Annotated in this window: 20 protein-coding genes (1 of these 20 running past the window's edge); 7 read left to right on the forward strand and 13 right to left on the reverse strand. The window is 61.1% G+C overall.

Annotated features, from left to right (window positions below):
* Positions 1-17 precede the first annotated feature (17 nt).
* A complete protein-coding gene (locus J9870_RS03305; RefSeq protein WP_210642691.1) occupies positions 18-1,031 on the reverse strand; it encodes a zinc-binding alcohol dehydrogenase family protein in 1,014 nt (337 codons plus the stop codon).
* 112 nt (positions 1,032-1,143) lie between these two features.
* Between J9870_RS03305 and J9870_RS03310 the strand changes: the two genes are divergently transcribed.
* From J9870_RS03310 to J9870_RS03320, 3 genes are all read left to right on the forward strand, one after another.
* Positions 1,144-2,073, forward strand: coding sequence for a LysR family transcriptional regulator (locus tag J9870_RS03310; protein ID WP_210642692.1), 930 nt, complete (start codon positions 1,144-1,146; stop codon positions 2,071-2,073).
* Between the two features lie 181 nt (positions 2,074-2,254).
* A complete protein-coding gene (locus tag J9870_RS03315; protein WP_210642693.1) occupies positions 2,255-2,989 on the forward strand; it encodes a helix-turn-helix transcriptional regulator in 735 nt (244 codons plus the stop codon).
* 98 nt (positions 2,990-3,087) lie between these two features.
* Positions 3,088-4,470: an MFS transporter gene (locus tag J9870_RS03320; protein WP_210642694.1), complete on the forward strand. Its 1,383-nt coding sequence runs from the start codon at positions 3,088-3,090 to the stop codon at positions 4,468-4,470.
* Positions 4,471-4,591: 121 nt separating this feature from the next.
* Here the strand turns inward: J9870_RS03320 and J9870_RS03325 are convergent, their stop codons facing one another.
* The 3 genes from J9870_RS03325 to J9870_RS03335 form a co-directional block, all read right to left on the reverse strand.
* Complete coding sequence (locus J9870_RS03325; protein WP_109752310.1) at positions 4,592-5,545, reverse strand: adenosine deaminase; 954 nt, start codon at positions 5,543-5,545, stop codon at positions 4,592-4,594.
* An 83-nt stretch (positions 5,546-5,628) separates the two neighbouring features.
* Positions 5,629-6,594 carry a 2-oxoglutarate and iron-dependent oxygenase domain-containing protein gene (locus tag J9870_RS03330; RefSeq protein ID WP_210642695.1) on the reverse strand — a complete coding sequence of 322 codons (966 nt, stop codon included), beginning with the start codon at positions 6,592-6,594 and terminating at the stop codon, positions 5,629-5,631.
* Between the two features lie 145 nt (positions 6,595-6,739).
* Positions 6,740-7,822, reverse strand: a complete 1,083-nt coding sequence (locus tag J9870_RS03335; protein WP_210642696.1) for a BMP family ABC transporter substrate-binding protein — start codon at positions 7,820-7,822, stop codon at positions 6,740-6,742.
* Between the two features lie 291 nt (positions 7,823-8,113).
* Here J9870_RS03335 and J9870_RS03340 point away from each other — a divergent pair, with 291 nt between their 5' ends.
* On the forward strand, positions 8,114-9,205 hold the full coding sequence (locus tag J9870_RS03340) for a calcium:proton antiporter (RefSeq protein WP_210642697.1): 1,092 nt from the start codon (positions 8,114-8,116) through the stop codon (positions 9,203-9,205).
* Positions 9,206-9,329: 124 nt separating this feature from the next.
* On the opposite strand, the gene J9870_RS03345 is transcribed toward J9870_RS03340, so the two are convergent.
* From J9870_RS03345 to J9870_RS03355, 3 genes are all read right to left on the reverse strand, one after another.
* Positions 9,330-10,688, reverse strand: a complete 1,359-nt coding sequence (locus J9870_RS03345) for an 8-oxoguanine deaminase (RefSeq protein WP_210642698.1) — start codon at positions 10,686-10,688, stop codon at positions 9,330-9,332.
* A 269-nt stretch (positions 10,689-10,957) separates the two neighbouring features.
* Positions 10,958-11,644 carry an SDR family oxidoreductase gene (locus J9870_RS03350; RefSeq protein WP_210642699.1) on the reverse strand — a complete coding sequence of 229 codons (687 nt, stop codon included), beginning with the start codon at positions 11,642-11,644 and terminating at the stop codon, positions 10,958-10,960.
* Between the two features lie 22 nt (positions 11,645-11,666).
* On the reverse strand, positions 11,667-12,017 hold the full coding sequence (locus J9870_RS03355) for a MerR family transcriptional regulator (protein WP_210642700.1): 351 nt from the start codon (positions 12,015-12,017) through the stop codon (positions 11,667-11,669).
* Positions 12,018-12,098: 81 nt separating this feature from the next.
* Here J9870_RS03355 and J9870_RS03360 point away from each other — a divergent pair, with 81 nt between their 5' ends.
* A complete protein-coding gene (locus J9870_RS03360; protein WP_210642701.1) occupies positions 12,099-12,539 on the forward strand; it encodes a hypothetical protein in 441 nt (146 codons plus the stop codon).
* Positions 12,540-12,605: 66 nt separating this feature from the next.
* Here J9870_RS03360 and J9870_RS03365 read toward each other — a convergent pair whose 3' ends face one another.
* The 6 genes from J9870_RS03365 to J9870_RS03390 all read right to left on the reverse strand — a co-directional run bounded on the left by J9870_RS03365 (position 12,606) and on the right by J9870_RS03390 (position 19,024).
* Complete coding sequence (locus J9870_RS03365) at positions 12,606-13,532, reverse strand: ABC transporter permease (protein WP_210642702.1); 927 nt, start codon at positions 13,530-13,532, stop codon at positions 12,606-12,608.
* Complete coding sequence (locus J9870_RS03370) at positions 13,532-14,638, reverse strand: ABC transporter permease (RefSeq protein ID WP_210642703.1); 1,107 nt, start codon at positions 14,636-14,638, stop codon at positions 13,532-13,534. Before J9870_RS03370 ends, J9870_RS03365 begins: the two co-directional genes overlap by 1 nt.
* Positions 14,639-14,649: 11 nt before the next feature.
* Complete coding sequence (locus J9870_RS03375) at positions 14,650-16,203, reverse strand: ABC transporter ATP-binding protein (protein ID WP_210642704.1); 1,554 nt, start codon at positions 16,201-16,203, stop codon at positions 14,650-14,652.
* A gap of 528 nt (positions 16,204-16,731) precedes the next feature.
* On the reverse strand, positions 16,732-17,319 hold the full coding sequence (locus tag J9870_RS03380; protein WP_210642705.1) for a YigZ family protein: 588 nt from the start codon (positions 17,317-17,319) through the stop codon (positions 16,732-16,734).
* Between the two features lie 7 nt (positions 17,320-17,326).
* Positions 17,327-17,977: a TetR/AcrR family transcriptional regulator gene (locus J9870_RS03385; RefSeq protein ID WP_210642706.1), complete on the reverse strand. Its 651-nt coding sequence runs from the start codon at positions 17,975-17,977 to the stop codon at positions 17,327-17,329.
* 126 nt (positions 17,978-18,103) lie between these two features.
* Positions 18,104-19,024 carry a LysR family transcriptional regulator gene (locus J9870_RS03390; protein ID WP_210642707.1) on the reverse strand — a complete coding sequence of 307 codons (921 nt, stop codon included), beginning with the start codon at positions 19,022-19,024 and terminating at the stop codon, positions 18,104-18,106.
* Positions 19,025-19,147: 123 nt separating this feature from the next.
* On the opposite strand from J9870_RS03390, the gene J9870_RS03395 reads away from it, so the two are divergent.
* Both J9870_RS03395 and J9870_RS03400 read left to right on the forward strand, forming a co-directional pair.
* Entirely contained in the window at positions 19,148-20,497 is a 1,350-nt protein-coding gene (locus tag J9870_RS03395; RefSeq protein ID WP_135843544.1) for an aspartate aminotransferase family protein, read from the forward strand.
* Between the two features lie 71 nt (positions 20,498-20,568).
* Positions 20,569-20,606, forward strand: the 5' end (the start) of a protein-coding gene (locus tag J9870_RS03400; RefSeq protein WP_210642708.1) for a CoA-acylating methylmalonate-semialdehyde dehydrogenase. It continues 1,456 nt past the right edge of the window; only the first 38 of its 1,494 coding nucleotides appear in the window; it begins with the start codon at positions 20,569-20,571; its stop codon lies off the right edge, out of view.

Genomic DNA, 20,606 nt, shown 5'->3' on the forward strand with positions numbered 1-20,606 from the left:
TGGCCGCCACAAAATAGTCAGAAGCCCTCAAGCACAATCTTGCCCTTGGACTTCCCGCTCTCCAGCAGCGCATGGGCCCGGCGCAGGTTCTCGGCGTTGATGGTGCCGAAATGCTCGCCGACGGTGGTTCTCAGCGTGCCGGCGTCGATCAGTGCGGCCACGCGGTTGAGCAGTTTATGTTGTTCGATCATGTCGGCCGTTTCGAACAGCGAGCGGGTGTACATGAACTCCCAATGCAACGACAGGCTCTTGCGCTTGAGCTTGGTCACGTCCAATGCCTTGGGATCATCGATCAATGCCAGTTTGCCCTGGGGCGCCAAGGCTTCGACCAATTGATCCAGGTGCTGCTCGGTCTGGGTCAGGCTGGCGACGTGAGTCACCTGAGGCTGGCCGGCTTGCTTCAGTACTTCGCTCAACGGCTGGCTGTGGTCGATCACCAGGTCGGCGCCCAAGTCACGCACCCAATCGTGGGTCTGTGCCCGGGAAGCGGTGCCTATGACTTTCAGTCCGGTGAGCTGGCTGGCCAGTTGCGTCAGGATCGAACCCACGCCTCCTGCAGCGCCGACGATCAACAGGCTCTGGCCCTGGTCGCTCTGGCCTTCCTGGATCTGCAGCCGCTCGAACAACAACTCCCAGGCCGTAATGGCCGTCAGTGGCAGCGCCGCCGCTTCGGCGAAACCGAGGGTCTTGGGCATGTGGCCGACGATGCGCTCATCCACCACATGCAATTCGCTGTTGCCACCGGCCCGGGCGATGGAGCCGGCGTAGAACACCTTGTCGCCAGCCTTGAACAGCGAGACTTCACTGCCCACCGCCTTCACCACGCCAGCCACGTCCCAACCCAACACTTTGGCAACGCCGCCTTCGGGCTGGACGTTCTGGCGGACCTTGGTGTCCACCGGGTTGACCGAGATAGCCTTGACCTCCACCAGCAAGTCCCTGGGGCCTGCGACGGGTTCCGGCAGTTCGATGTCTTGCAGCGATTGCACGTCGGTGATGGGCAGCGAATGGTAGTAGGCGATGGCTTTCATGAAGCGGCTCCGTGAGATGAGTTCAATGAAGCCATGGTTAGCTATTTATCAGCGAGATAAAACCGGCTAAAAGAACAGGGTCTTTCAATATTTTTTTGATAATGGAGTCGTCATGCTTCGATTCGATGACTTGCAGCTATTCGTCCGGGCGGCAGATCTGGGCAGTCTCTCGGCTGCGGCCAGGGTCATGGACCTGTCGGCGGCGGTGGCCAGTGCCGCATTGAAGCGGATTGAGCTGCACCTGGGCGCGCGGCTGTTGGCCCGCTCAACCCGTAGCCTGCGTCTGACTGCCGAGGGGGAAGGTTTCCTTGAATATGCCCGCGCCGCACTGGGCAGTCTCGAAGAGGGGCGACGATTGTTGACCAGCGGCCAGGATCAGGTCAGCGGGGTGTTGCAGTTGTCCGCGCCCTCGGACCTGGGGCGCAACCTGCTGCTGCCCTGGCTCGACGCATTCCAGCACGAGCACCCCGGGCTGACTGTGCGGCTGCTGCTGGGCGATCGCATTGCCGACCTGTTCAAGCAACCGGTGGATATCGCACTGCGTTATGGCGAGCCGGAAGATTCGAGCCTGGTGGCCCTGCCTGTCGCACCAGACAATTACCGGGTGCTGTGTGCGTCACCGGATTACCTGGCACGCCATGGTGAGCCCCAACAGTTGGAGCAACTGGCCCAGCACAACTGCCTGCTGTACATGCTCGGCACCCGGGTGCATGACCGTTGGTGCTTTCATGACGGCAAACGGGAAATGAGCCTCACCGTCAGCGGGGATCGCTTCAGCGACGATGCCGATGTGGTGCGACGCTGGGCGGTGGCGGGGGCGGGGATCGCCTACAAGTCATGGCTGGATGTCTCCACCGATGTGCTGGCCGGGCGCCTGAAGATCCTTTTACCGCAGCTGCGATGCGAGCGCGCGCCGCTCAATCTGCTGTGTGCCCATCGGGCGCAATTGAGCAAACCCATCAAGCTGCTGCGGGAAATGCTCAAGGTCCGTTGCGGTCAGTTGACGGCACAATTTCCACTCTCGACGGGGGATGACTATTAGTCGCGTGCAAATAGAGACTTTTCCCTCACGAACAATCGCCTCCAAAGGTTTCCGGAGGACAGGAAAGCTTGATCGTCACGCTTATACTAGCGGCCGCCTGAGTCGGCGCGGCATTGAGTGCGGCGTCGCGCGATTTGCAGCGCCAGAGCCGTAGACGAATGATTCAACAGGGAGTGAATACATGGAACATGCACCTTGCATCAGCCAGATCGCCACGCTGCTGGCCGACCCCAAGCGCAGCGCAATGATGTGGGCCTTGATGGACGGCACGGCCCGACAGGCTGAAGAGTTGGCTTTACTGGCCGGGCTGTCGCCGTCCTCGGCCAATGCTCATCTGGGACGTCTGTCCGCTGGAGGCCTGTTGAAAGTCGAAGCCCGGGGCCGCAAGCGTTTTTTCCGTCTGGCGGCGCCCGAGATCGGTGCTGCTGTCGAGGCGTTGGCCAGCGCGACTCTGGTCAGCACGCCGCGACAGATTCCGGACGTCTTCAAGCGCGGCATCATGCCCAGCAAGGCACCGTCGGCACCTGCCTCATTGATGCGGGCCAGGCTCTGCGATGATCATCTGGGCGGTACTCTGGCGGCTGACCTGTATCAGCGACTGCTGGATGCCGGGTGGATCGAACAGTTTGACCAGCGGGTGATCGTCACCCATAAAGGCGCCAATCAGTTGGCCGGCCACGGCCTGTTCATCCAGGCGTTGGCCCACCGCAACGCCCGCATCGCTTGCCCCTGCCCGGACTGGAGCGAGCGTCGCCCGCACCTGGGAGGAGCGCTGGGGGCGGCGCTGTTGCAGCTGTTCATGCAGTCCGGCTGGCTGAGCCTGCCCAATGATTCGCGGGCGTTGCAGGTGACGGTGGTCGGCCAGCAGGAAATTCACCGGTTCGCCCGGCAGGAGACTTTGGAGATGGCGCTGTAACACGTCGCTCAGGGCTGTCGGCAGGTCGTATCCAGCAATAACCGTCGGCAAGGTTCGCGCACACTCGGTCCGGGGAACTATCGGATTGGGGGATGCACATGGACACTCAAGGTTACAGCGCGGCGGAACGCCTGGAGCGGCTGCCCATCAGCGGCTATCACCGGGTTATTTTCATCATTATTGCCCTGGCGTTTTTCTTCGACTCCATGGACCTGGCGATGATGACGTTCCTGCTGGGGTCGATCAAAACCGAGTTCGGCCTGAGCAGCGCCCAGGCCGGTTTGCTGGCCAGCTCGAGCTTTTTCGGCATGGTGCTGGGGGCGTCGCTGTCGGGCATGCTGGCCGATCGCTTCGGGCGTAAACCGGTGTTCCAGTGGAGCATCGTATTGTGGGGTGTCGCCAGTTACCTGTGCTCCACAGCCCAGGACATCGAGACACTGACGCTGTTTCGTATCTTGTTGGGCGTCGGCATGGGCATGGAATTTCCGATTGCCCAGTCGATGCTCTCGGAACTGATCCCGGCCAAGCGTCGGGGGCGCTACATCGCATTGATGGACGGCTTCTGGCCGCTGGGCTTCGTGGCGGCGGGTGTGCTGTCATATTTCCTGTTGCCGGTGATCGGCTGGCGCGACATCTTTCTGGTGCTGGCGGTACCGGCGGTGTTTGTCCTGGTCATTCGTTTCTTCATCCCCGAGTCACCGCGCTGGCTGGAGCAAGCCGGACGGGGTGATGAAGCCGATGCCGTGCTCACGCGAATCGAAGACAAGGTCCGTGCCTCACTGGGGCGAGGGGACCTGCCGGAACCGATCCGCCTGCCGAGGGTTGCGAGCACGCCGGGCAATTTCTTTTCGGCCCTGGCGCAGATCTGGTCACCGTTGTATCGCCAGCGCACGATGATGATCTGGAGCGTCTGGTTCTTTGCCTTGCTCGGCTTCTACGGCCTGACATCCTGGCTCAGTGCGTTGTTGCAGCAGTCGGGGTTCGCCGTGACTCAGTCGGTGTATTACACCGTGCTGATTTCTTTGGGTGGGATTCCCGGCTTCCTGATGGCGGCCTGGCTGGTGGAGCGTTGGGGACGCAAGTCGGTGTGCGTCATCACGCTGTTGGGCGGCGGGGCGATGGCGTTTCTTTATGGTCAGAGCGCGGTGTTTGGCGGCAACGTCGGCCTGCTGATCGGCACCGGCCTGCTGATGCAGTTCTTCCTGTTCGGCATGTGGGCGGTGCTCTACACCTACACACCAGAACTCTATCCCACCTCGGCCCGGGCCACAGGCTCTGGCTTTGCTTCGGCGGTCGGGCGCGTCGGTTCGCTGCTCGGCCCGCTGGTGACCGGGCTGGTCTTTCCCATCACCGGGCAGGGCGGTGTGTTCGCCCTGGGCGCGCTGTGTTTCGCCGTCGCGGCGGGGGTGGTGTGGTTGTTCGGTATGGAGACGCGGGGGAGGACGTTGGAGGAGTTGAGTGAAGCGACAGTCGCCGATTGAACGCTCGCTATCCCCTGTGGGAGCGAGCTTGCTCGCGATAGCGGTCCGACATCCAACATCGATGTCGACTGATACGTCGCCATCGCGAGCAAGCTCGCTCCCACAGGAATTTCGGTGAGGCTTAAGGTTTTACCAGCCGCGCATCCAGGCTGTTCTGCGCCAAGCGCTTGGCCTGGTCCTGGGTCATGCCCAGGTGGGTATACAACGCATGGAAGTTTTCCGTGACGTAGCCGCCGAAGTACGCCGGGTCGTCGGAGTTCACCGTCACCTTCACACCGCGCTCGAGCATGTCGAGGATGTTGTGCTGCGACATATCGTCGAACACGCACAGCTTGGTGTTGGACAACGGGCACACGGTCAACGGAATCTGCTCGTCGATGATCCGCTGCATCAGTCGCTCATCTTCGATGGCCCGCACGCCATGGTCGATGCGCTGGATCTTCAGCAGGTCCAAGGCTTCCCAGATGTACTCGGGTGGGCCTTCTTCTCCGGCGTGGGCGACGGTCAGGAAGCCTTCGTTGCGCGCCCGGTCGAATACGCGCTGGAACTTGCTCGGTGGATGGCCCATCTCCGAGCTGTCCAGGCCCACGGCCACGAAGGCATCGCGAAATGGCAGCGCCTGGTCGAGGGTTTTCTCGGCTTGCTCTTCGCTCAGGTGACGCAGGAAGCTCAGGATCAAACCGCTGGTGATACCCAGTTGCTGCTCACCGTCCTTGAGGGCGGCGGCGATGCCGTTGAGCACCACTTCGAACGGCACGCCACGGTCGGTGTGGGTCTGCGGGTCGAAGAACGGTTCGGTGTGGATCACGTTCTGCGCCTTGCAGCGCAACAGGTAGGCCCAGGTCAGGTCGTAGAAGTCCTGGGAGGTGCGCAGCACATCGGCGCCCTGGTAGTACAGGTCGAGAAACTCCTGCAGATTGTTGAAGGCATAGGCCTTGCGCAAGGTGTCGACGTCGCTCCATGGCAGGGCGATCTTGTTGCGTTCAGCCAGGGCGAACAGCAGCTCAGGCTCCAGCGAGCCTTCCAGGTGCAGGTGCAGTTCAGCCTTGGGCAGGGCGTTCAGCCAGTCGTACATGTTCTTTTCTCATCAGCGAATCGATGGTGGGCATTCTACAGGGGCTGGCAGCAATGTCTGGTAAAACCTGACCGGCTGATCCACTAACCTGCCTGCTGCTCCCGTCGGTAAGCATAGGTGTCGGCGAAGCGTGACAGCAGGAATTGCGCGCAGGTGGTGGTCGGGTACTTCGGCGGATGGGCCTCGTCCTGGCAACCGGGCAAGCACTGGATCAGCGTGTCGGGGTGCGGCTCGGCAAAGAACGGCATCGAATAACGGTCCACCCCCAGCGGGCTGATCACTCGATGCGGCGTGGACAGGTAACGGTCGTTGCTCCAGCGCGCCATCATGTCGCCAAGGTTGACCACGAACGTGCCGTCGATGGGGGGCGCGTCGATCCATTGGCCGTTGACGTTGCGCACCTGCAGGCCACCGGCGGCGTCCTGGTAGAGCAGGGTGATGCACCCGTAGTCGGTATGGGCACCGGCACCTTGCTGCTCGGCGCTACTGGCAGTCTGGCGTGGTGGGTAGTGGATCAGGCGCAGTACGCTCACTGGTGAGTTGAAGCGTGTGTCGAAGAAGTCCCGCTCGATGCCAAGGGCCAAAGTCATGGCCCTTAGCAGGGTTTGAGCGAGTGCCTGCATGTCGCGGTAGTGCTCCTCCATCAAGTTTTCCCAGCCCATCAGGTCCGGGTGGCGGTTGGGACCACGCAGAGGTTTTTCCGCCAGCACATCAGGGTGATCGGCCGGCAGGTGCAAGCCCATGTCGAAGGTTTCCTTCAGGTCGCTGGGCTTGGTCGGGTCCAGTTGTTCGGTGGCGACGGCGCCGTAGCCACGATGATGGCGGGTCTGGGTGATGTCGATCTTGAGTTTTTCGTCGACGGGCAGGGCGAAGAAGCGTTGGGCGTTGTCCAGTACCTCGGCGATGCGCGCCGGGCTGATGGGGTGGCCCTTGATGTAGAAAAAGCCCCACTGGCGGCAGGCGTTGTCGATCTGCTCGGCGACGGTTTGCCAGGCGCTGGGCTCATCGCCGTAGAGAGGGCTGATGTCGATGATGGGCAGGCTGTTCATGCGGCTTTCCTGACTTAAGAATGAAGATCCCTGTGGGAGCGAGCCTGCTCGCGATAGCGATCTGTCAGTCAACATGCCTGTTGAATGTCGGTCCGCTATCGCGAGCAGGCTCGCTCCCACATTGGATCATGTGTTGAGGCCGGGATTATTTCGGAATCTCAGCCTTCATGCCTTCGACGTAATAGTTCATCGAAGCCAGTTCCGCGTTGGTGGCGCTCACGCCTGCGGGGATTTTCTCGACGCCGGCCTGATCCTTGATCGGCCCGGTGAACGGGTGGAAGGTGCCGCTCTCGATGTCGGCGATGATCTGCTCGGCCTCGCTCTTGACCGCTGCGGGCACCAGGTCGCTGATCGGCAGTTTTACCGTGCCTTCCTTCAGGCCGCCCCAGTAATCCTGAGACTTCCAGCTGTGGTCGAGCACGCTCTGGGTCGCCTGGATGTAATGCGGGCCCCAGTCGTTGACGATGGACGTCAGCACCGCCTTGGGACCGAAGTGGGCCATGTCCGAAGCGTAGCCGACCGCATAGACGCCGCGCCGCTCGGCGGCCTGGATCGGTGCCGGGCTGTCAGTGTGCTGGAACACCACATCCACGCCCTGGTCGATCAGCGCGTTGGCGGCGTCGGCTTCCTTGCCCGGGTCGAACCAGGAATTGACCCACACCACTTTGATCTCGCTGCCGGGGTTGTATTTGTTCAAGGCCAGTTGGATGGCGTTGATGTCGCGAATGACTTCCGGGATCGGGAAGGAAGCGACGTAGCCGATCTTCTTGGTCTTGGTCATCTTGGCCGCGAGGAAGCCGCCGACGTAGCGGCCCTCGTAAGTGCGAGCCAGGTAGGTGCCCAGGTTCTTGTCCTGTTTGTAGCCAGTGGCGTGTTCGAAGATCACTTTTGGAAATTGCTTGGCGACTTTGAGCGTCGGGTTCATGTAGCCGAAGGATGTGGTGAAGATCAGGTCATAGTTGTCCTTGGCCATGTTGCGGATCACCCGTTCGGCGTCGGCGCCTTCCGGCACGTTTTCCACGTAGTTGGTGGTGATCTGCTCGCCGAACTTCGCCGCCAGCTCCTTGCGCCCTTGTTCATGCTGATAGGTCCAGCCGTGGTCGCCGATCGGGCCGATGTAGACGAAGCCGACCTTCAGCGGGTCGGCGGCACTGGCACTCAAGCCGGCGCTCAGGCCGACGGCTGCGATGACGGCGCAAAGCAACTTCTTCAAGGGGCGTTTGTGCATGAACTCGAACTCCGTGTTGTTGTGAGGTTGGCTGTACGGCTTCAATGCAAAATGCTGACCAATAGGACAACAAAATCTGTGATCTTTTCGAGGCGGCCATCGCGAGCAAGCTCGCTCCCACAAGGACAACGCAATACCTGTGGGAGCGAGCTTGCTCGCGATGAGGTCCTTGAGATCGATAAAGGTGCACCTGCCACCCACTCGCCACTCCCTGGTGCGTCACTTCGCCCGAACGTTCGCCGCCCCCTACAGTCAGTAGCTCATGACCCCGCCCACGGTGATAGGCCCGCGATGCTCACTCTGCTCAAGCAAGAAAAACTGCTGTTGCTGGCGCTGATCGCCGCATTGGTCGCCTACCCGCTGGAACACTGGCTACTGGGCAGCGGGCAGATAGTCGCGCTGCTTGGTGGTTTGGTCCTGATCGGCTTCATCGTCGCGGCCTCCATGCGCGTGGCCCATCACGCCGAACTGCTCGCGGAAAAAGTTGGTGATCCTTACGGCACCATGATCCTGACCTTGTCGGCGGTACTGGTCGAAGTGGTAATCCTGGCGATCATGATGAGTAACGAAGCGTCGCCGACCCTGGTGCGGGACACGATCTACTCGGCGGTGATGCTCGACATCAACGGCATTCTCGGGCTCGCGGCGCTGATGGGCGGGATCAAGCATGGCGAACAGGCTTACAACGACGATTCGGCGCGTACCTACAGCGTGATGATCCTCACCGCCATGGGCGTATCGATGGTGGTGCCAGAGTTCATTCCCCGCGAGAGCTGGAAAATGTATTCGGCATTTACCATCGGCGCGATGATCGTGTTGTACACCCTGTTCCTACGCATGCAGGTCGGGCCTCACAGTTATTTTTTCAGCTACAGCTACCCTGAGAAACGCCGCAAGAAAGACCCAGTGGAAAACGAGCCGAAACCCATCAGCCTGACATTCTCCATCAGTGCGCTGGTGTTTGGCGTGGTGGTGATCGGTGCGCTGGCCGAAGTCATGTCCAAGGCCATCGACCTGGGCCTGGAAGGCTCGGGGGCGCCGCCGGTGGTCACGGCGATCCTGGTGGCGGCTATCTCTGCGGCACCGGAAATCCTCACCGCCCTGCGCGCTGCCCTGGCAAACCGCATGCAATCGGTGGTGAATATCGCGCTGGGCGCTTCGCTATCGACCGTGATCCTCACAGTGCCGGTGATGGAAGCCATGGCGCTCTATACCGGCCAACCGTTCCAGATGGCCATGACCCCGGTGCAGACGGTGATGATCTTCATCACCTTGATCGTCAGCGCGATCAATCTCAACGATGGCGAAACCAACGCCATCGAAGGCATGACTCACTTTGTGCTGTTTTCGACGTTTATCATGTTGTCGTTGCTGGGACTCTAGGCCCAACACAATCCCCACTGTGGGAGCGAGCGTGCTCGCGATAGCGGTCTGACATTTAACGTCAATGTTGACTGGTTTGGCGTCATCGCGAGCACGCTCGCTCCCACAGGGGATTTGGGGGCGGTCAGATGCCGGCGATCAATTCCCGTGCCGCCTGGCTGTGATCAGCGATCAACCCCTTCAGGTCCAAGCCTTCGACCTGCCCGTCGATCACCCGCCATTGCCCGCCGACCATCACCCGATCGGCCCGGTCCGCGCCGCACAGCAGCAGGGCCGAGATCGGATCATGGCTGCCGGAGAACCGCAGCTCATCGAGCTTGAACAGCGCCAGGTCCGCTTGCTTGCCCACCGCCAATTCGCCGATATCGCTGCGCCCGAGCAGTTGCGCCGACCCCCGGGTCGCCCAGCCCAGCACGCGTTCCGGGGTAATTGCTTGCGCGCCATAACGCAGGCGCTGGATGTACAGCGCCTGGCGGGTTTCAAGGATCATGTTCGAGGCGTCATTGGAGGCCGAGCCGTCCACCCCCAGGCCCAGTGGAGCACCGGCGGCGGTCAGTTCCAGGGTCGGGCAAATGCCCGAGGCCAGGCGCATGTTGGAACTCGGGCAATGGCAGATGCCAGTGCCGGCGGCGCCGAGACGGGAGATTTCGTCAGGGTTGAAATGAATGCCGTGGGCCAGCCAGGTGCGCGGGCCGAGCCAGCCGACGCTGTCCAGGTAGTCCACGGTGCGCAGGCCGAAGCGTTGCAGGCAGAAGTTTTCTTCATCAAGGGTTTCGGCCAGGTGTGTGTGCAGGCGTACGTCGAGCTTTTCCGCCAGCTCGGCGCTGGCACGCATGATCTCGGGCGTGACTGAAAATGGCGAGCAGGGTGCCAGGGCAATCTGGATCTGCGCGCCGTCGCCGCGTTCGTGGTACTGGGTGATCAAACGCTGGCTGTCGTCGAGAATCACCTGGCCCTGCTGCACGGTCTGCTGCGGCGGCAAGCCCCCGTCGTCCTCGCCCAGGCTCATGGAACCGCGGGTCAGCATCGCGCGCACTCCCAGCTCACGAACACTTTGCACCTGCACGTCGATGGCATTTTCCAGGCCTTCGGGAAACAGGTAGTGATGATCGGCCGCCGTGGTGCAACCGGAAAGCAGCAGCTCAGCGAGTGCCACTTTGCTCGCCAGGGCAAGTTTTTCCGGGGTCAGTCGCGCCCATACCGGGTAGAGGGTTTTCAACCACGGAAACAGCGGCTGGTTCACCACCGGTGCCCAGGCGCGCGTCAGGGTTTGATAGAAGTGATGATGGGTGTTGATCAGCCCCGGCAGGATCACGTGCTCGCGAGCATCGAAAATGTTGTCACATGGTTGGGCCGGTTGCTGGCCGGCACTCAGCAGCTCGACGATCACACCGTCCTGCAGGACGAGGCCGCCACGGGCATCGAGGTCGTTGGCAGTGAAAATGGCGAGGGGATTTTTTAACCAGGTACGGGTCGCAGGCATGGTGGCCGGCTCCTCTGAAAGTGGGTTCAGGTTAGCCAGCTCAGTGATGCCCTGTCTGCTGATCCAGGGTCGCCGGTGGGGACAGGCGAGGTACGGAGTTTACTCAGGATGTCGGACACATTTCCAGTGCCTAACGGAGATCCAAATGTGGGAGCGAGCTTGCTCGCGATTGCGGCCTTACATTCAACATTGATGTCGACTGACCCGCCGCTATCGCGAGCAAGCTCGCTCCCACAGGATCATCGGTGTCCCACAGGGTATCGGGGTGTTTACCAGGGAATCGTCTCGCCCCTGTAGTTGACGAAATGATGCCCGCCCTTGCCGGCGAAGGCATTGACCTGGTCAATCAACCCGCGGGTACTGGTCTCGACATCGATGTCCGCCCCTTCACCGCCCATGTCGGTTTTCACCCAACCTGGGTGCAGCGATAGCACGGTCAATGCCTGCTCGCCCAACTGGCTGACAAAGCTGTTGGTCATGGAGTTGAGCGCCGCCTTGCTGGCCTTGTATAGCGCCAGTTCCGGGGCGTCGGGCATGGTCACGCTGCCCAGCACCGAGCTCATGAATGCCAGCACGCCGCTGCCGTCGCGGATCTGGCCGACGAAACGCTGGGCCAGGTTGATCGGCGCCACGGCGTTGGTGAAGAACAACTGGCCAACTTCGGCCAGCGTCGCGCCGCCGGGGCTCTGGTTGTCCGGGCCTTTGACGCCGGCATTGACGAACAGCAGGTCGAAGGTTTCACCCTTGAGCTGTTGGCTCAGGGCGATGACGGCTTGCTGGTCGTCCATGTCGAGCTTTTCGATCCGCACCGGGCCCAGAGCCTTCAACGCCTCTGCGTTCTGCGGGTTGCGCACGGTAGCGGTCACGTTCCAGCCATCGCTGAGCAGGGTCTTCACCAGACCGAGGCCTAAGCCCCGGGAGGCGCCGATGATCAATGCGTTTTTTGCCGAATTCATGAAGGCATCCTTGAGTGAAAGGTCACGGATTTAATGGACAACGTTGCCCGAGCCGTTGTTTCAGCTCGTGACGCAACGCGTCGAGTTCGGTTATGCGGGTTTCGATCAGGTTCAGCTTGTCTTGCAGCAATTGCGCTACGGCGCAGTCAGGGTCCTGCGCCTGCCACAGGGCGGCGACGCTGTTGCCGATTTCGCTCAGGGTAAAGCCCAGGCGCTGGGCCGTCTTGATGTAGAGCACCAGTTGCACCATATCGGCGGGGTAGTGGCGATAGCCATTGGCGCTGCGCTGCGCCGCGATCAGGCCGCGCTGTTCGTAGAAGCGCAGCGTGTCACGACTGACGGCGCAGGCTTGAGCGAGTTCACCGATGCGCATGGAGGGTCTCCAGAGGGCTTGACCTTGGAGCATACCCCAGGCTTTAGCCTCTTTGCTTCCCAATTATCTGGAGCAAAGTGTATGTGGACTTTGATGCAATATCGCCGGGTGGTGCGCGGCAGCGCCTGGTACGACCTTATCGTGTCGGCCGTGCTGGCCACGCCGTGGAGCTTTGCGGCGTTGCATAGTGTGTTGACGAGCATGGCTCAGCTATTTGACCTGCCTGGAGAACTGCCGCCGTTTGCGCCGGCGCATCTGCTGATGGTGAATCTGCTGGGCTCGATTGTCTGCGTGTGGTCGGTGCTGCGGATTCGGGATCCGCAGCCGCTGTATGGGCGTTATGACGCGGTGGGGCGGTTTTTGTTTTCGACCTGGATGCTGTATGCATTGCTTCATGGGGCCAATGCGGTGTTGTGGGTTTTCCTGTTTCTCGAGTTGGCGTGGGGCTTGGTTCAGGTATTGCCTGTTCGGGCCTCATCGCGAGCAGGCTCGCTCCCACAAGGAGAGATGGGGCGAGCCTGAATTGACGGTTCACCTCGATCAAATGTGGGAGCGAGCCTGCTCGCGATAGGCGCGCCGCGGTCTGCCTCAGTGCCCTGCCTGCCAAGGCTGCCCTAGCGACACCGGCGCATACAGCCGGGTACGCACGGCATCCCGGGACAGCAACACCAGCACCACGATGGTCGCGACATACGGCAGCATCGCCAGCAAGCTCGATGGAATCGCCAGCCCCAACCCCTGGGCCACCAGGTGCAGGATGCTGGCGAGACCGAACAGGTAGGCGCCCAGCAGAAGGCGCCACACTCGCCAACTGGCGAACACCACCAGCGCCAGGGCGATCCAACCGCGCCCGGCGCTCATGTTCTCGGCCCACATCGGCGTATAGGCCAACGACAGGTAGGCGCCGGCCAACCCGGCCATGGCGCCGCCGAACAGCACCGCCAGGGTTCGCACCCGCAACACCGGCAGGCCCATGGCGCTGGCAGCATCGGGATTCTCGCCGACGGCCTGGATGATTAACCCCGTGCGACTTTTCACGATAACCCAGGCCACCAGGGCAAACAGCGCGAAGGACAGGTAAACCAGTAGATCCTGGGCAAACAGCATCCGCCCGATCAACGGGATGTCACTCAGGTAGGGAATAGCCAAAGGCTCGAAGCCCGCCAGCGGCTTGCCGACCCAGGCCGCGCCGACAAAGCTCGACAGGCCCACACCGAAAATCGTCAGGGCCAACCCGGTGGCCACTTGATTGGCGTTGAACACCAGCGCCACCAAGGCGAACAGCGCCGACAACAGCATCCCGGCGGCCATCGCCAGCAGTACGCCGAGCCACAGGTTGCCGCTGTTGAACGCGACGATAAAACCGATCACCGCGCCGAACAGCATCATGCCTTCCTGGCCCAGGTTGAGGACGCCGCTTTTTTCGCAGACCAATTCTCCCAAGGCCACCAGCAACAACGGCGTGCCGCAGCGGACCATGGCGTAGAAGATATTGCTCAACAGGTCGATATCCATCACAGCGCTCCTGCCTGTACGGCGGTGGTCTGGGTGCGCCGGGCCCAGCGCAGATTCAGGCGTGGTCGGTACAGGATCAGCACGTCGCAGGCCAACAGGAAAAACAGCATCATCCCCTGGAACAGTTGGGTGATCGCCTGGGGCAGGTTGAGCGACATTTGCGCGCTCTCGCCACCGATGTACAGCAACGCCATCAGCAGGCTGGAGAACAGAATACCGATGGGATTGAGTCGCCCCAGAAAGGCCACGGTAATCGCCGCATAGCCGTAGCCCGGCGACACTTGCGGCACCAGTTGACCGATCGGCCCGGTTACTTCGCAGACGCCGGCCAGTCCGGCCAGTGCACCGCTGATCAACAGCGCCAGCCACACCAGCGGCTTCTGGCGAAAACCGGCGAAACCGGCGGCGCGTGCGTCCAGGCCTAGCACCTTGATCTGAAAGCCGACAAAACTTTTCTGCAGCAAGACCCACACAGCCACCAGCGCCAGCAGGGCGAAATACAACCCGGCATGGACCCGGCCATCCTCCAGCAGCAACGGCAGGCGACTGGCGTCGCCGAACATCGCCGACTCCGGAAAGTTGAACCCCGCCGGGTCTTTCAACGGCCCGTGAACGCAAAACAGCAGCAGGTTCAGCGCGATGTAATTGAGCATGATGCTGGTCAGGATTTCATTGGCATTGAAGCGCGTGCGCAGCCACGCCGTCAGCCCGGCCCAAGCCGCGCCGGCCAGGGTGCCGGTCAGCAGGATCAATACCAGTGCCCAGCGACTTTGCATGCCGATGATGTTCACTGCCAAGGCACTGCCGGCCAGGGCGCCCAGCAGCAGTTGGCCTTCGGCGCCGATGTTCCAGATGCGCGCCTGATACGCCACTGCCAAGCCGAGAGCACACAGCAGGATCGGCAAGGTCTTGACCAGCCACTCGGACACGCCGTACAGGTCACTGATCGGCGCGACCAACAAGGTGTACAAGGTTTGCAATGGGTCATGCCCCAGGGCGATGAACAGCAGCGAGCCACTGCCCAGGGTCAACACGGCGGCCAGCAACGGTGAACACCAGAGCATCAGGCGTGATTGCTGGCCGCGAGGTTCGAGAGAAAGCAGCATGTAAAACTCCGTTAAACCGGCGCGGGGGCAGGGGATTGGGGGGCGTCGAACTGACCGGCCATCCAACCGCCGACGTCGCTGAGCCGAGTCTCGACCGTAGGGCGCAAGGTCGACAGACGCCCGCCGCACAAGGCGCCAAGGCGGTCGCTGATCTGGAATAGCTCGTCGAGGTCTTCGGAGATCACCAGAATCGCCGCGCCGGCATCGCGCAGGGCAATCAGCGCGCGATGAATGGTCGCCGCCGCGCCGACGTCCACACCCCAGGTCGGGTGAGCGGCCACCAGCAGTTTGGGTTGTTGAAGAATTTCTCGGCCGAGAATGAATTTCTGCAAGTTGCCCCCCGAAAGGCTGCGTGCTGGAGTTTTGGTGTCGGGAGTCTTCACGCCAAAGCGGCGGATGATTTCCTCGGCCAGGCGTTCGACCCTGTTTCGTCTAATCAGGCCATGGCTGACCAGCCCCTGCTGAAATGCACTGAGCAAGGCGTTATCCGCCAGGCTCAGTTGCGGCACTGCGCCGTGGCCCAGGCGTTCGGCCGGGACAAACGCCAGGCCGAGGCGGCGACGGGCATCGGGGCGCAAATGCGCCACGGGTTGCCCGTCGAATCGGATTGTTTCGCCTTGCTGGCGAGGAAGCGGCGTTTCTCCGCTGAGCAACGCCAGCCACTCGTCCTGACCGTTACCTGCCACCCCAGCAATACCAACGATTTCGCCGCTGCGCACCTCCAGGTCGATGTCGCGCAAGGAACAGCCGAACGGGTCCGGGTTGTGCCAGGACAGCTTGTTGATCTGTAGAAAGGCGTTGTCTGCGTTGACCTTGGGGTAGTCCGCGATCAGCCCGGCCGCCTCGCCAACCATCAACTGCGCCAGTTCCCGGTCCGAGCATTGCGCCGGTGCGCAATGCCCCGCCACCCGTCCGCTGCGCAGCACCGTGGCGCTGTGGCACAACGCCCGCACCTCACCCAGCTTGTGGCTGATAAACAAAATACTGCAGCCCTCGCTCGCCAGTCGGCGCAGGGTCACGAACAGTTCTTCGGCTTCCTGGGGGGTGAGCACCGAGGTCGGTTCATCAAGAATCAGCAAGCGAATGTCCTGCATCAAACAGCGAATGATCTCCACCCTTTGTCGCTCGCCAATCGACAGGCTGTGGACCAGTCGTTGCGGCTCCAGCGCCATGCCATAGCGCCGGGAGACTTCGCGGATCCTGGGTTCCAGTTGCGCCGGTGTACCGGCTGATGCACCCATGGCCAGGGCGATGTTTTGAGCCACGGTGAGGGTTTCGAACAGTGAAAAATGCTGGAACACCATACCGATCCCCAGGCTGCGGGCCTGGGCCGGGTTGCTCAGGGTGACCCGCTGGCCCTGCCAGATCACTTCACCTGAATCGGCATGGGTAACGCCGTAGATAATCTTCATCAGGGTGCTTTTACCCGCGCCATTTTCGCCAAGCAGGGCATGGATTTCGCCGGGCTGAATGCTCAGGTCGATGGCATCGTTGGCCAGGCAACCTGGGTAGCGTTTGCTGATCTTGCGCAATTGCAGGCGTGGTATGGAGTCAGGGTCGGACATGACAGGCTCGGGTCGATGGGCATGAATGCCTGTGGATAAAGCAATTTCCTGGCCATCAGGTCAGGAAATTGCCGTGACCCCGGGGCTCAGGCCTCCAGCGCGTTACCGTTCGGGATTCATGGACATCATTTGGCACTGTATTGGGGCATATGGATTGCAGTGAGCCCGGTTTTGCCCGCTAACAGGTGGTTAAAAAATGAGCAAGCGCGTGCAAGCCATGCCCTCCTTGGGGTCGGGGGAGCCATGAACGGGTTATCCACAGGTTGCTCCACAGTTATTGTGCGCAAGCCAGACGCTTGGGCATAAGCACTGGGGGGCTTTCTTCTAAAGGTGATAAACCGATGCAAGCATCTGTTTTACTGAAAGAATTGTTAGCTGGACGAGACTTTGAATAAAAAATGAGCAACCTCCTCAAACCCGCATGACAGAAGGGTTACAGAGGGGTGTGCTCAGGTTATCCACAGCTGGGTGCACAGTGGATGTGGGCAAGTTGAACGACTGTGAGGTGCCCTGAAAAGTCGCAGGCATTCAATCGCAGCGTGTTAACAGAATCCGTCCACGGCTCAGGTCGGCGAGGTGTTTTTGCAGTGTCTGGATTTGCGCCTCACCTACGGCGAGCTGCAGTTCCACGCCATTGGCCGTAAAGCGTTCTTCATTCAGCAGCCCGCCGCATTCGGCCACTCGCAGCTTCACCAGGGGCAGTTGCGCGAACTCGCAGCTGCAATGCAGCGTCACGCGACTGATCAGGGCGATTTTCTCGGCGTTCTGCAGGCATTTGTTCGCCCCGCCGCCGTATGCACGGGCCAGTCCGCCCGTGCCCAACTGAATCCCGCCATACCAGCGGATCACCAACACCACGACCTGGTCACAATCCTGGGCTTCGATGGCCGCCAGGATCGGCCGCCCTGCGGTACCACCTGGCTCGCCATCGTCATTGCTGCGGTATTGGTCGCCAAGTTTCCAGGCCCAGCAATTGTGTGAAGCGTTCAAGTCGCTGTGCTGTTCGATAAAGGCCTGGGCATCGGCGGGGCGGGTGATGGGGGCGGCGTAAGTGATGAAGCGGCTTTTGCGAATCTCTTCGCGGTATTCGCAAAAGCCGGCAAGGGTGAAGGGCATGGGTACCTTAGAGTGCAGGTTTCAGGCCGCAGCCCTTGAGAATGATGCGGATCAGGTTGTCGCCGGCATCGAGCATGTCTTGTTTGGTCAACTTGCTGCGACCGGTCACGCGGCAGATCTGGGTGGCGAAGTCGGCGTAATGCTGGGTGCTGCCCCACAACAGGAAGATGAGGTTCACCGGATCGACCGGGTCCATCTTGCCGGCGTCGATCCAGGCTTGGAACACGGCGGCACGACCGTTGAACCAGGCGCGATAATCCTGGTTGAAATACTCGGTCAGGCATTCGCCACCGCTGATCACCTCCATGGCAAACAGGCGAGATGCCTGGGGCTGGCGCCGGGAGAACTCCATCTTGGCGCGGATGTAGCGGGTCAAGGCTTCGGCTGGATCGTCCTCGGCGGTGAGGGTATTGAAGGTGCTGTCCCACAATTCGATGATGTTGCTCAGCACCGCGACGTACAACCCGAGTTTATTGGTGAAGTAATAATGCAGGTTCGCCTTGGGCAGTCCGGCCTTCAGGGCGATGGTGTTCATGCTGGTGCCTTTGAATCCGTGACGGGCGAATTCATCTTCGGCGGCCTTGAGGATGGTCTCTTCGTTCTTCTGACGAATGCGACTGGTGGGCTTGCCACCGTGGGCAGGGACTTCAAAGGTCATGGACGTTTCCGGGGCTGGGGCTGTTGGGGGCAAGCAACTGCGTTGATAGCGCACCGGCGGCGATCCGACAAGTGCCATCACACTAAAAGCCTTTCGCTGATGGTCAGACCAACCCCACAAAGGGTATTAGCGAGTCGCCGCCAGGCTCTCGAGAAAACTCTCCAGCACCAGATGCGGACGGCGCCCTTTGCGCGTAACCGACGCCAGGCTCAGGTCGTAGAAACGCACGGTGGGTTTTAGCGCACGCAACCGGCCTTGCTGGATCCAGAGGTTGGCGTAATGATCCGGCAAGTAACCGATGTAGCGCCCGGTAAGAATCAGGAACGCCATGCCTTCGCGGTCCGATGCACTGGCGGTGCAATTGAGCGCCTGGTAATGGGCCTGTATTTCGGCCGGTAGGCGGAAGGTCGGCGCGATAGCGTCCTGGCTATTGAGACGCGCGTCGTCGAGTTGCTGGTCATCCACATAAAACAACGGATGCCCGACCGCGCAATAGAGCAACGACCGTTCGCTGTACAACGGTTGATACTCCAGGCCGGACAGCGCACTGGCCTGCGGCACCACGCCGACATGCAAGCGCCCATCGAGCACGCCTTGCTCGACTTCGTTGGGGGCGATCATGCGAATCTGGATCTGCACGTCGGGCCCACGTTCCTTCAGCTGAGCCAAGGCGTGGGTGATGCGCATGTGGGGCAGGGTGACCAGATTGTCGGTCAGGCCGATGATCAACTCGCCGCGCAAATGCTGGTGCAGGCCGTTGACCTCGGTGCGAAAGCTTTCCAGCGCACTCAACAATTGCAACGCCGATTGATAAACCTCGCGGCCTTCCTCGGTCAACGAAAACCCTGCGCGTCCACGCTGGCACAGACGCAGGCCAAGGCGTTGTTCAAGGTCGCTCATTTGCTGGCTGATGGCCGACCGACCGATGCCGAGCACCGTTTCGGCCGCGGAGAATCCGCCGCATTCCACCACGCTGCGGAAAATGCGCAGCAAGCGGATATCGAAGTCGCTGACCTGGGCCAGCGGATCGGGACGACGAACGCTCATAGTTTAGTGATCCACTGACTGAAGGTTAGAAAAGTTGGATTTCACCGACTTTATCGCCGTGGCAACTTAGTCGCAAGAACACCTTTCGATCCCCTGTCGCTTATGCCCTGCGAGGTTTTGTCGATGAACATGCCCGAACACGCTGCCGGTTCTCTGGCCAGCCAGCTCAAGCTCGATGCCCACTGGATGCCTTACACCGCCAACCGCAATTTCCAGCGCGATCCGCGTTTGATCGTCGCCGCCGAAGGCAGTTGGCTGCAGGATGACAAGGGGCGCAAGGTCTATGACTCGCTGTCGGGCCTGTGGACATGCGGCGCCGGGCACACCCGTAAGGAAATCCAGGAGGCGGTCGCCAAGCAGTTGGGCACCCTCGATTACTCGCCGGGCTTCCAATACGGTCATCCGTTGTCGTTCCAACTGGCGGAAAAAATCACCAGCCTGACCCCGGGCAATCTCAATCATGTGTTCTTCACCGACTCGGGCTCCGAGTGCGCCGATACCGCGGTGAAAATGGTCCGCGCCTACTGGCGTCTCAAAGGCCAGGCGACCAAGACCAAGATGATCGGCCGTGCCCGTGGCTATCACGGCGTGAACATTGCCGGGACCAGCCTTGGTGGCGTCAACGGTAATCGCAAGCTGTTCGGCCAGGCGATGATGGATGTCGACCATTTGCCTCATACCTTGCTGGCGAGCAATGCGTATTCCCGGGGCATGCCGAAGGAGGGTGGCATCGCCTTGGCCGATGAGCTGTTGAAGCTGATCGAACTGCACGATGCCTCCAACATCGCTGCAGTATTCGTCGAGCCAATGGCCGGGTCGGCGGGCGTGCTGGTGCCGCCTGAGGGCTACCTCAAGCGCCTGCGGGAAATCTGCGACCAGCACAGTATTCTGCTGGTGTTCGATGAAGTGATCACCGGTTTCGGTCGCACCGGTTCGATGTTCGGCGCCGATAGTTTTGGCGTGACCCCGGATCTGATGTGCATTGCCAAGCAAGTCACCAATGGCGCGATCCCCATGGGCGCGGTGATTGCCAGCTCGGAGATCTATCAGACCTTCATGAATCAGCCGACCCCCGAGTACGCGGTGGAATTCCCCCATGGCTACACCTACTCGGCGCACCCGGTGGCCTGTGCGGCAGGCTTGGCGGCATTGGACCTGTTGCAAAAGGAAAACCTGGTGCAGAGCGTGGCCGAGGTCGCCCCGCACTTCGAGAATGCCTTGCACGGTTTGAAGGGCTCGAAGAACGTCATCGACATTCGCAACTATGGCCTGGCCGGAGCGATCCAGATCGCGCCGCGCGATGGCGACGCGATCGTACGCCCGTTCGAGGCAGGAATGGCGCTCTGGAAAGCTGGGTTCTATGTGCGGTTCGGCGGCGACACCCTGCAGTTCGGGCCAACGTTCAACAGCAAGCCGCAGGACCTGGATCGTCTGTTTGACGCAGTGGGCGAAGTGCTGAACAAGCTCGACTGACGCGTCCTTCTATATAGCTTTCATAACGGGCGTCCGATGACGGGCGCCTGTGGATAAATTCTGGAGTCCCCATGAGCCTCATTCCGCATTTGATCAATGGCGAACTGTT

The sequence above is a fragment of the Pseudomonas sp. Tri1 genome, from assembly GCF_017968885.1.
Classification (GTDB): Bacteria; Pseudomonadota; Gammaproteobacteria; order Pseudomonadales; family Pseudomonadaceae; genus Aquipseudomonas.

Coding starts and splice junctions, on each gene's coding strand:
- J9870_RS03340 (WP_210642697.1), top strand. CDS start 8,114: ATGCTCACTCTGCTCAAGCAAGAAAAACTGCTGTTGCTGGCGCTGATC.
- J9870_RS03355 (WP_210642700.1), bottom strand. CDS start 12,017: ATGCGCATCGGTGAACTCGCTCAAGCCTGCGCCGTCAGTCGTGACACG.
- J9870_RS03350 (WP_210642699.1), bottom strand. CDS start 11,644: ATGAATTCGGCAAAAAACGCATTGATCATCGGCGCCTCCCGGGGCTTA.
- J9870_RS03305 (WP_210642691.1), bottom strand. CDS start 1,031: ATGAAAGCCATCGCCTACTACCATTCGCTGCCCATCACCGACGTGCAA.
- J9870_RS03390 (WP_210642707.1), bottom strand. CDS start 19,024: ATGAGCGTTCGTCGTCCCGATCCGCTGGCCCAGGTCAGCGACTTCGAT.
- J9870_RS03330 (WP_210642695.1), bottom strand. CDS start 6,594: ATGAACAGCCTGCCCATCATCGACATCAGCCCTCTCTACGGCGATGAG.
- J9870_RS03370 (WP_210642703.1), bottom strand. CDS start 14,638: ATGCTGCTTTCTCTCGAACCTCGCGGCCAGCAATCACGCCTGATGCTC.
- J9870_RS03345 (WP_210642698.1), bottom strand. CDS start 10,688: ATGCCTGCGACCCGTACCTGGTTAAAAAATCCCCTCGCCATTTTCACT.
- J9870_RS03380 (WP_210642705.1), bottom strand. CDS start 17,319: ATGCCCTTCACCCTTGCCGGCTTTTGCGAATACCGCGAAGAGATTCGC.
- J9870_RS03335 (WP_210642696.1), bottom strand. CDS start 7,822: ATGCACAAACGCCCCTTGAAGAAGTTGCTTTGCGCCGTCATCGCAGCC.
- J9870_RS03310 (WP_210642692.1), top strand. CDS start 1,144: ATGCTTCGATTCGATGACTTGCAGCTATTCGTCCGGGCGGCAGATCTG.
- J9870_RS03385 (WP_210642706.1), bottom strand. CDS start 17,977: ATGACCTTTGAAGTCCCTGCCCACGGTGGCAAGCCCACCAGTCGCATT.
- J9870_RS03395 (WP_135843544.1), top strand. CDS start 19,148: ATGAACATGCCCGAACACGCTGCCGGTTCTCTGGCCAGCCAGCTCAAG.
- J9870_RS03360 (WP_210642701.1), top strand. CDS start 12,099: ATGTGGACTTTGATGCAATATCGCCGGGTGGTGCGCGGCAGCGCCTGG.
- J9870_RS03325 (WP_109752310.1), bottom strand. CDS start 5,545: ATGTACGACTGGCTGAACGCCCTGCCCAAGGCTGAACTGCACCTGCAC.
- J9870_RS03320 (WP_210642694.1), top strand. CDS start 3,088: ATGGACACTCAAGGTTACAGCGCGGCGGAACGCCTGGAGCGGCTGCCC.
- J9870_RS03375 (WP_210642704.1), bottom strand. CDS start 16,203: ATGTCCGACCCTGACTCCATACCACGCCTGCAATTGCGCAAGATCAGC.
- J9870_RS03365 (WP_210642702.1), bottom strand. CDS start 13,532: ATGGATATCGACCTGTTGAGCAATATCTTCTACGCCATGGTCCGCTGC.
- J9870_RS03315 (WP_210642693.1), top strand. CDS start 2,255: ATGGAACATGCACCTTGCATCAGCCAGATCGCCACGCTGCTGGCCGAC.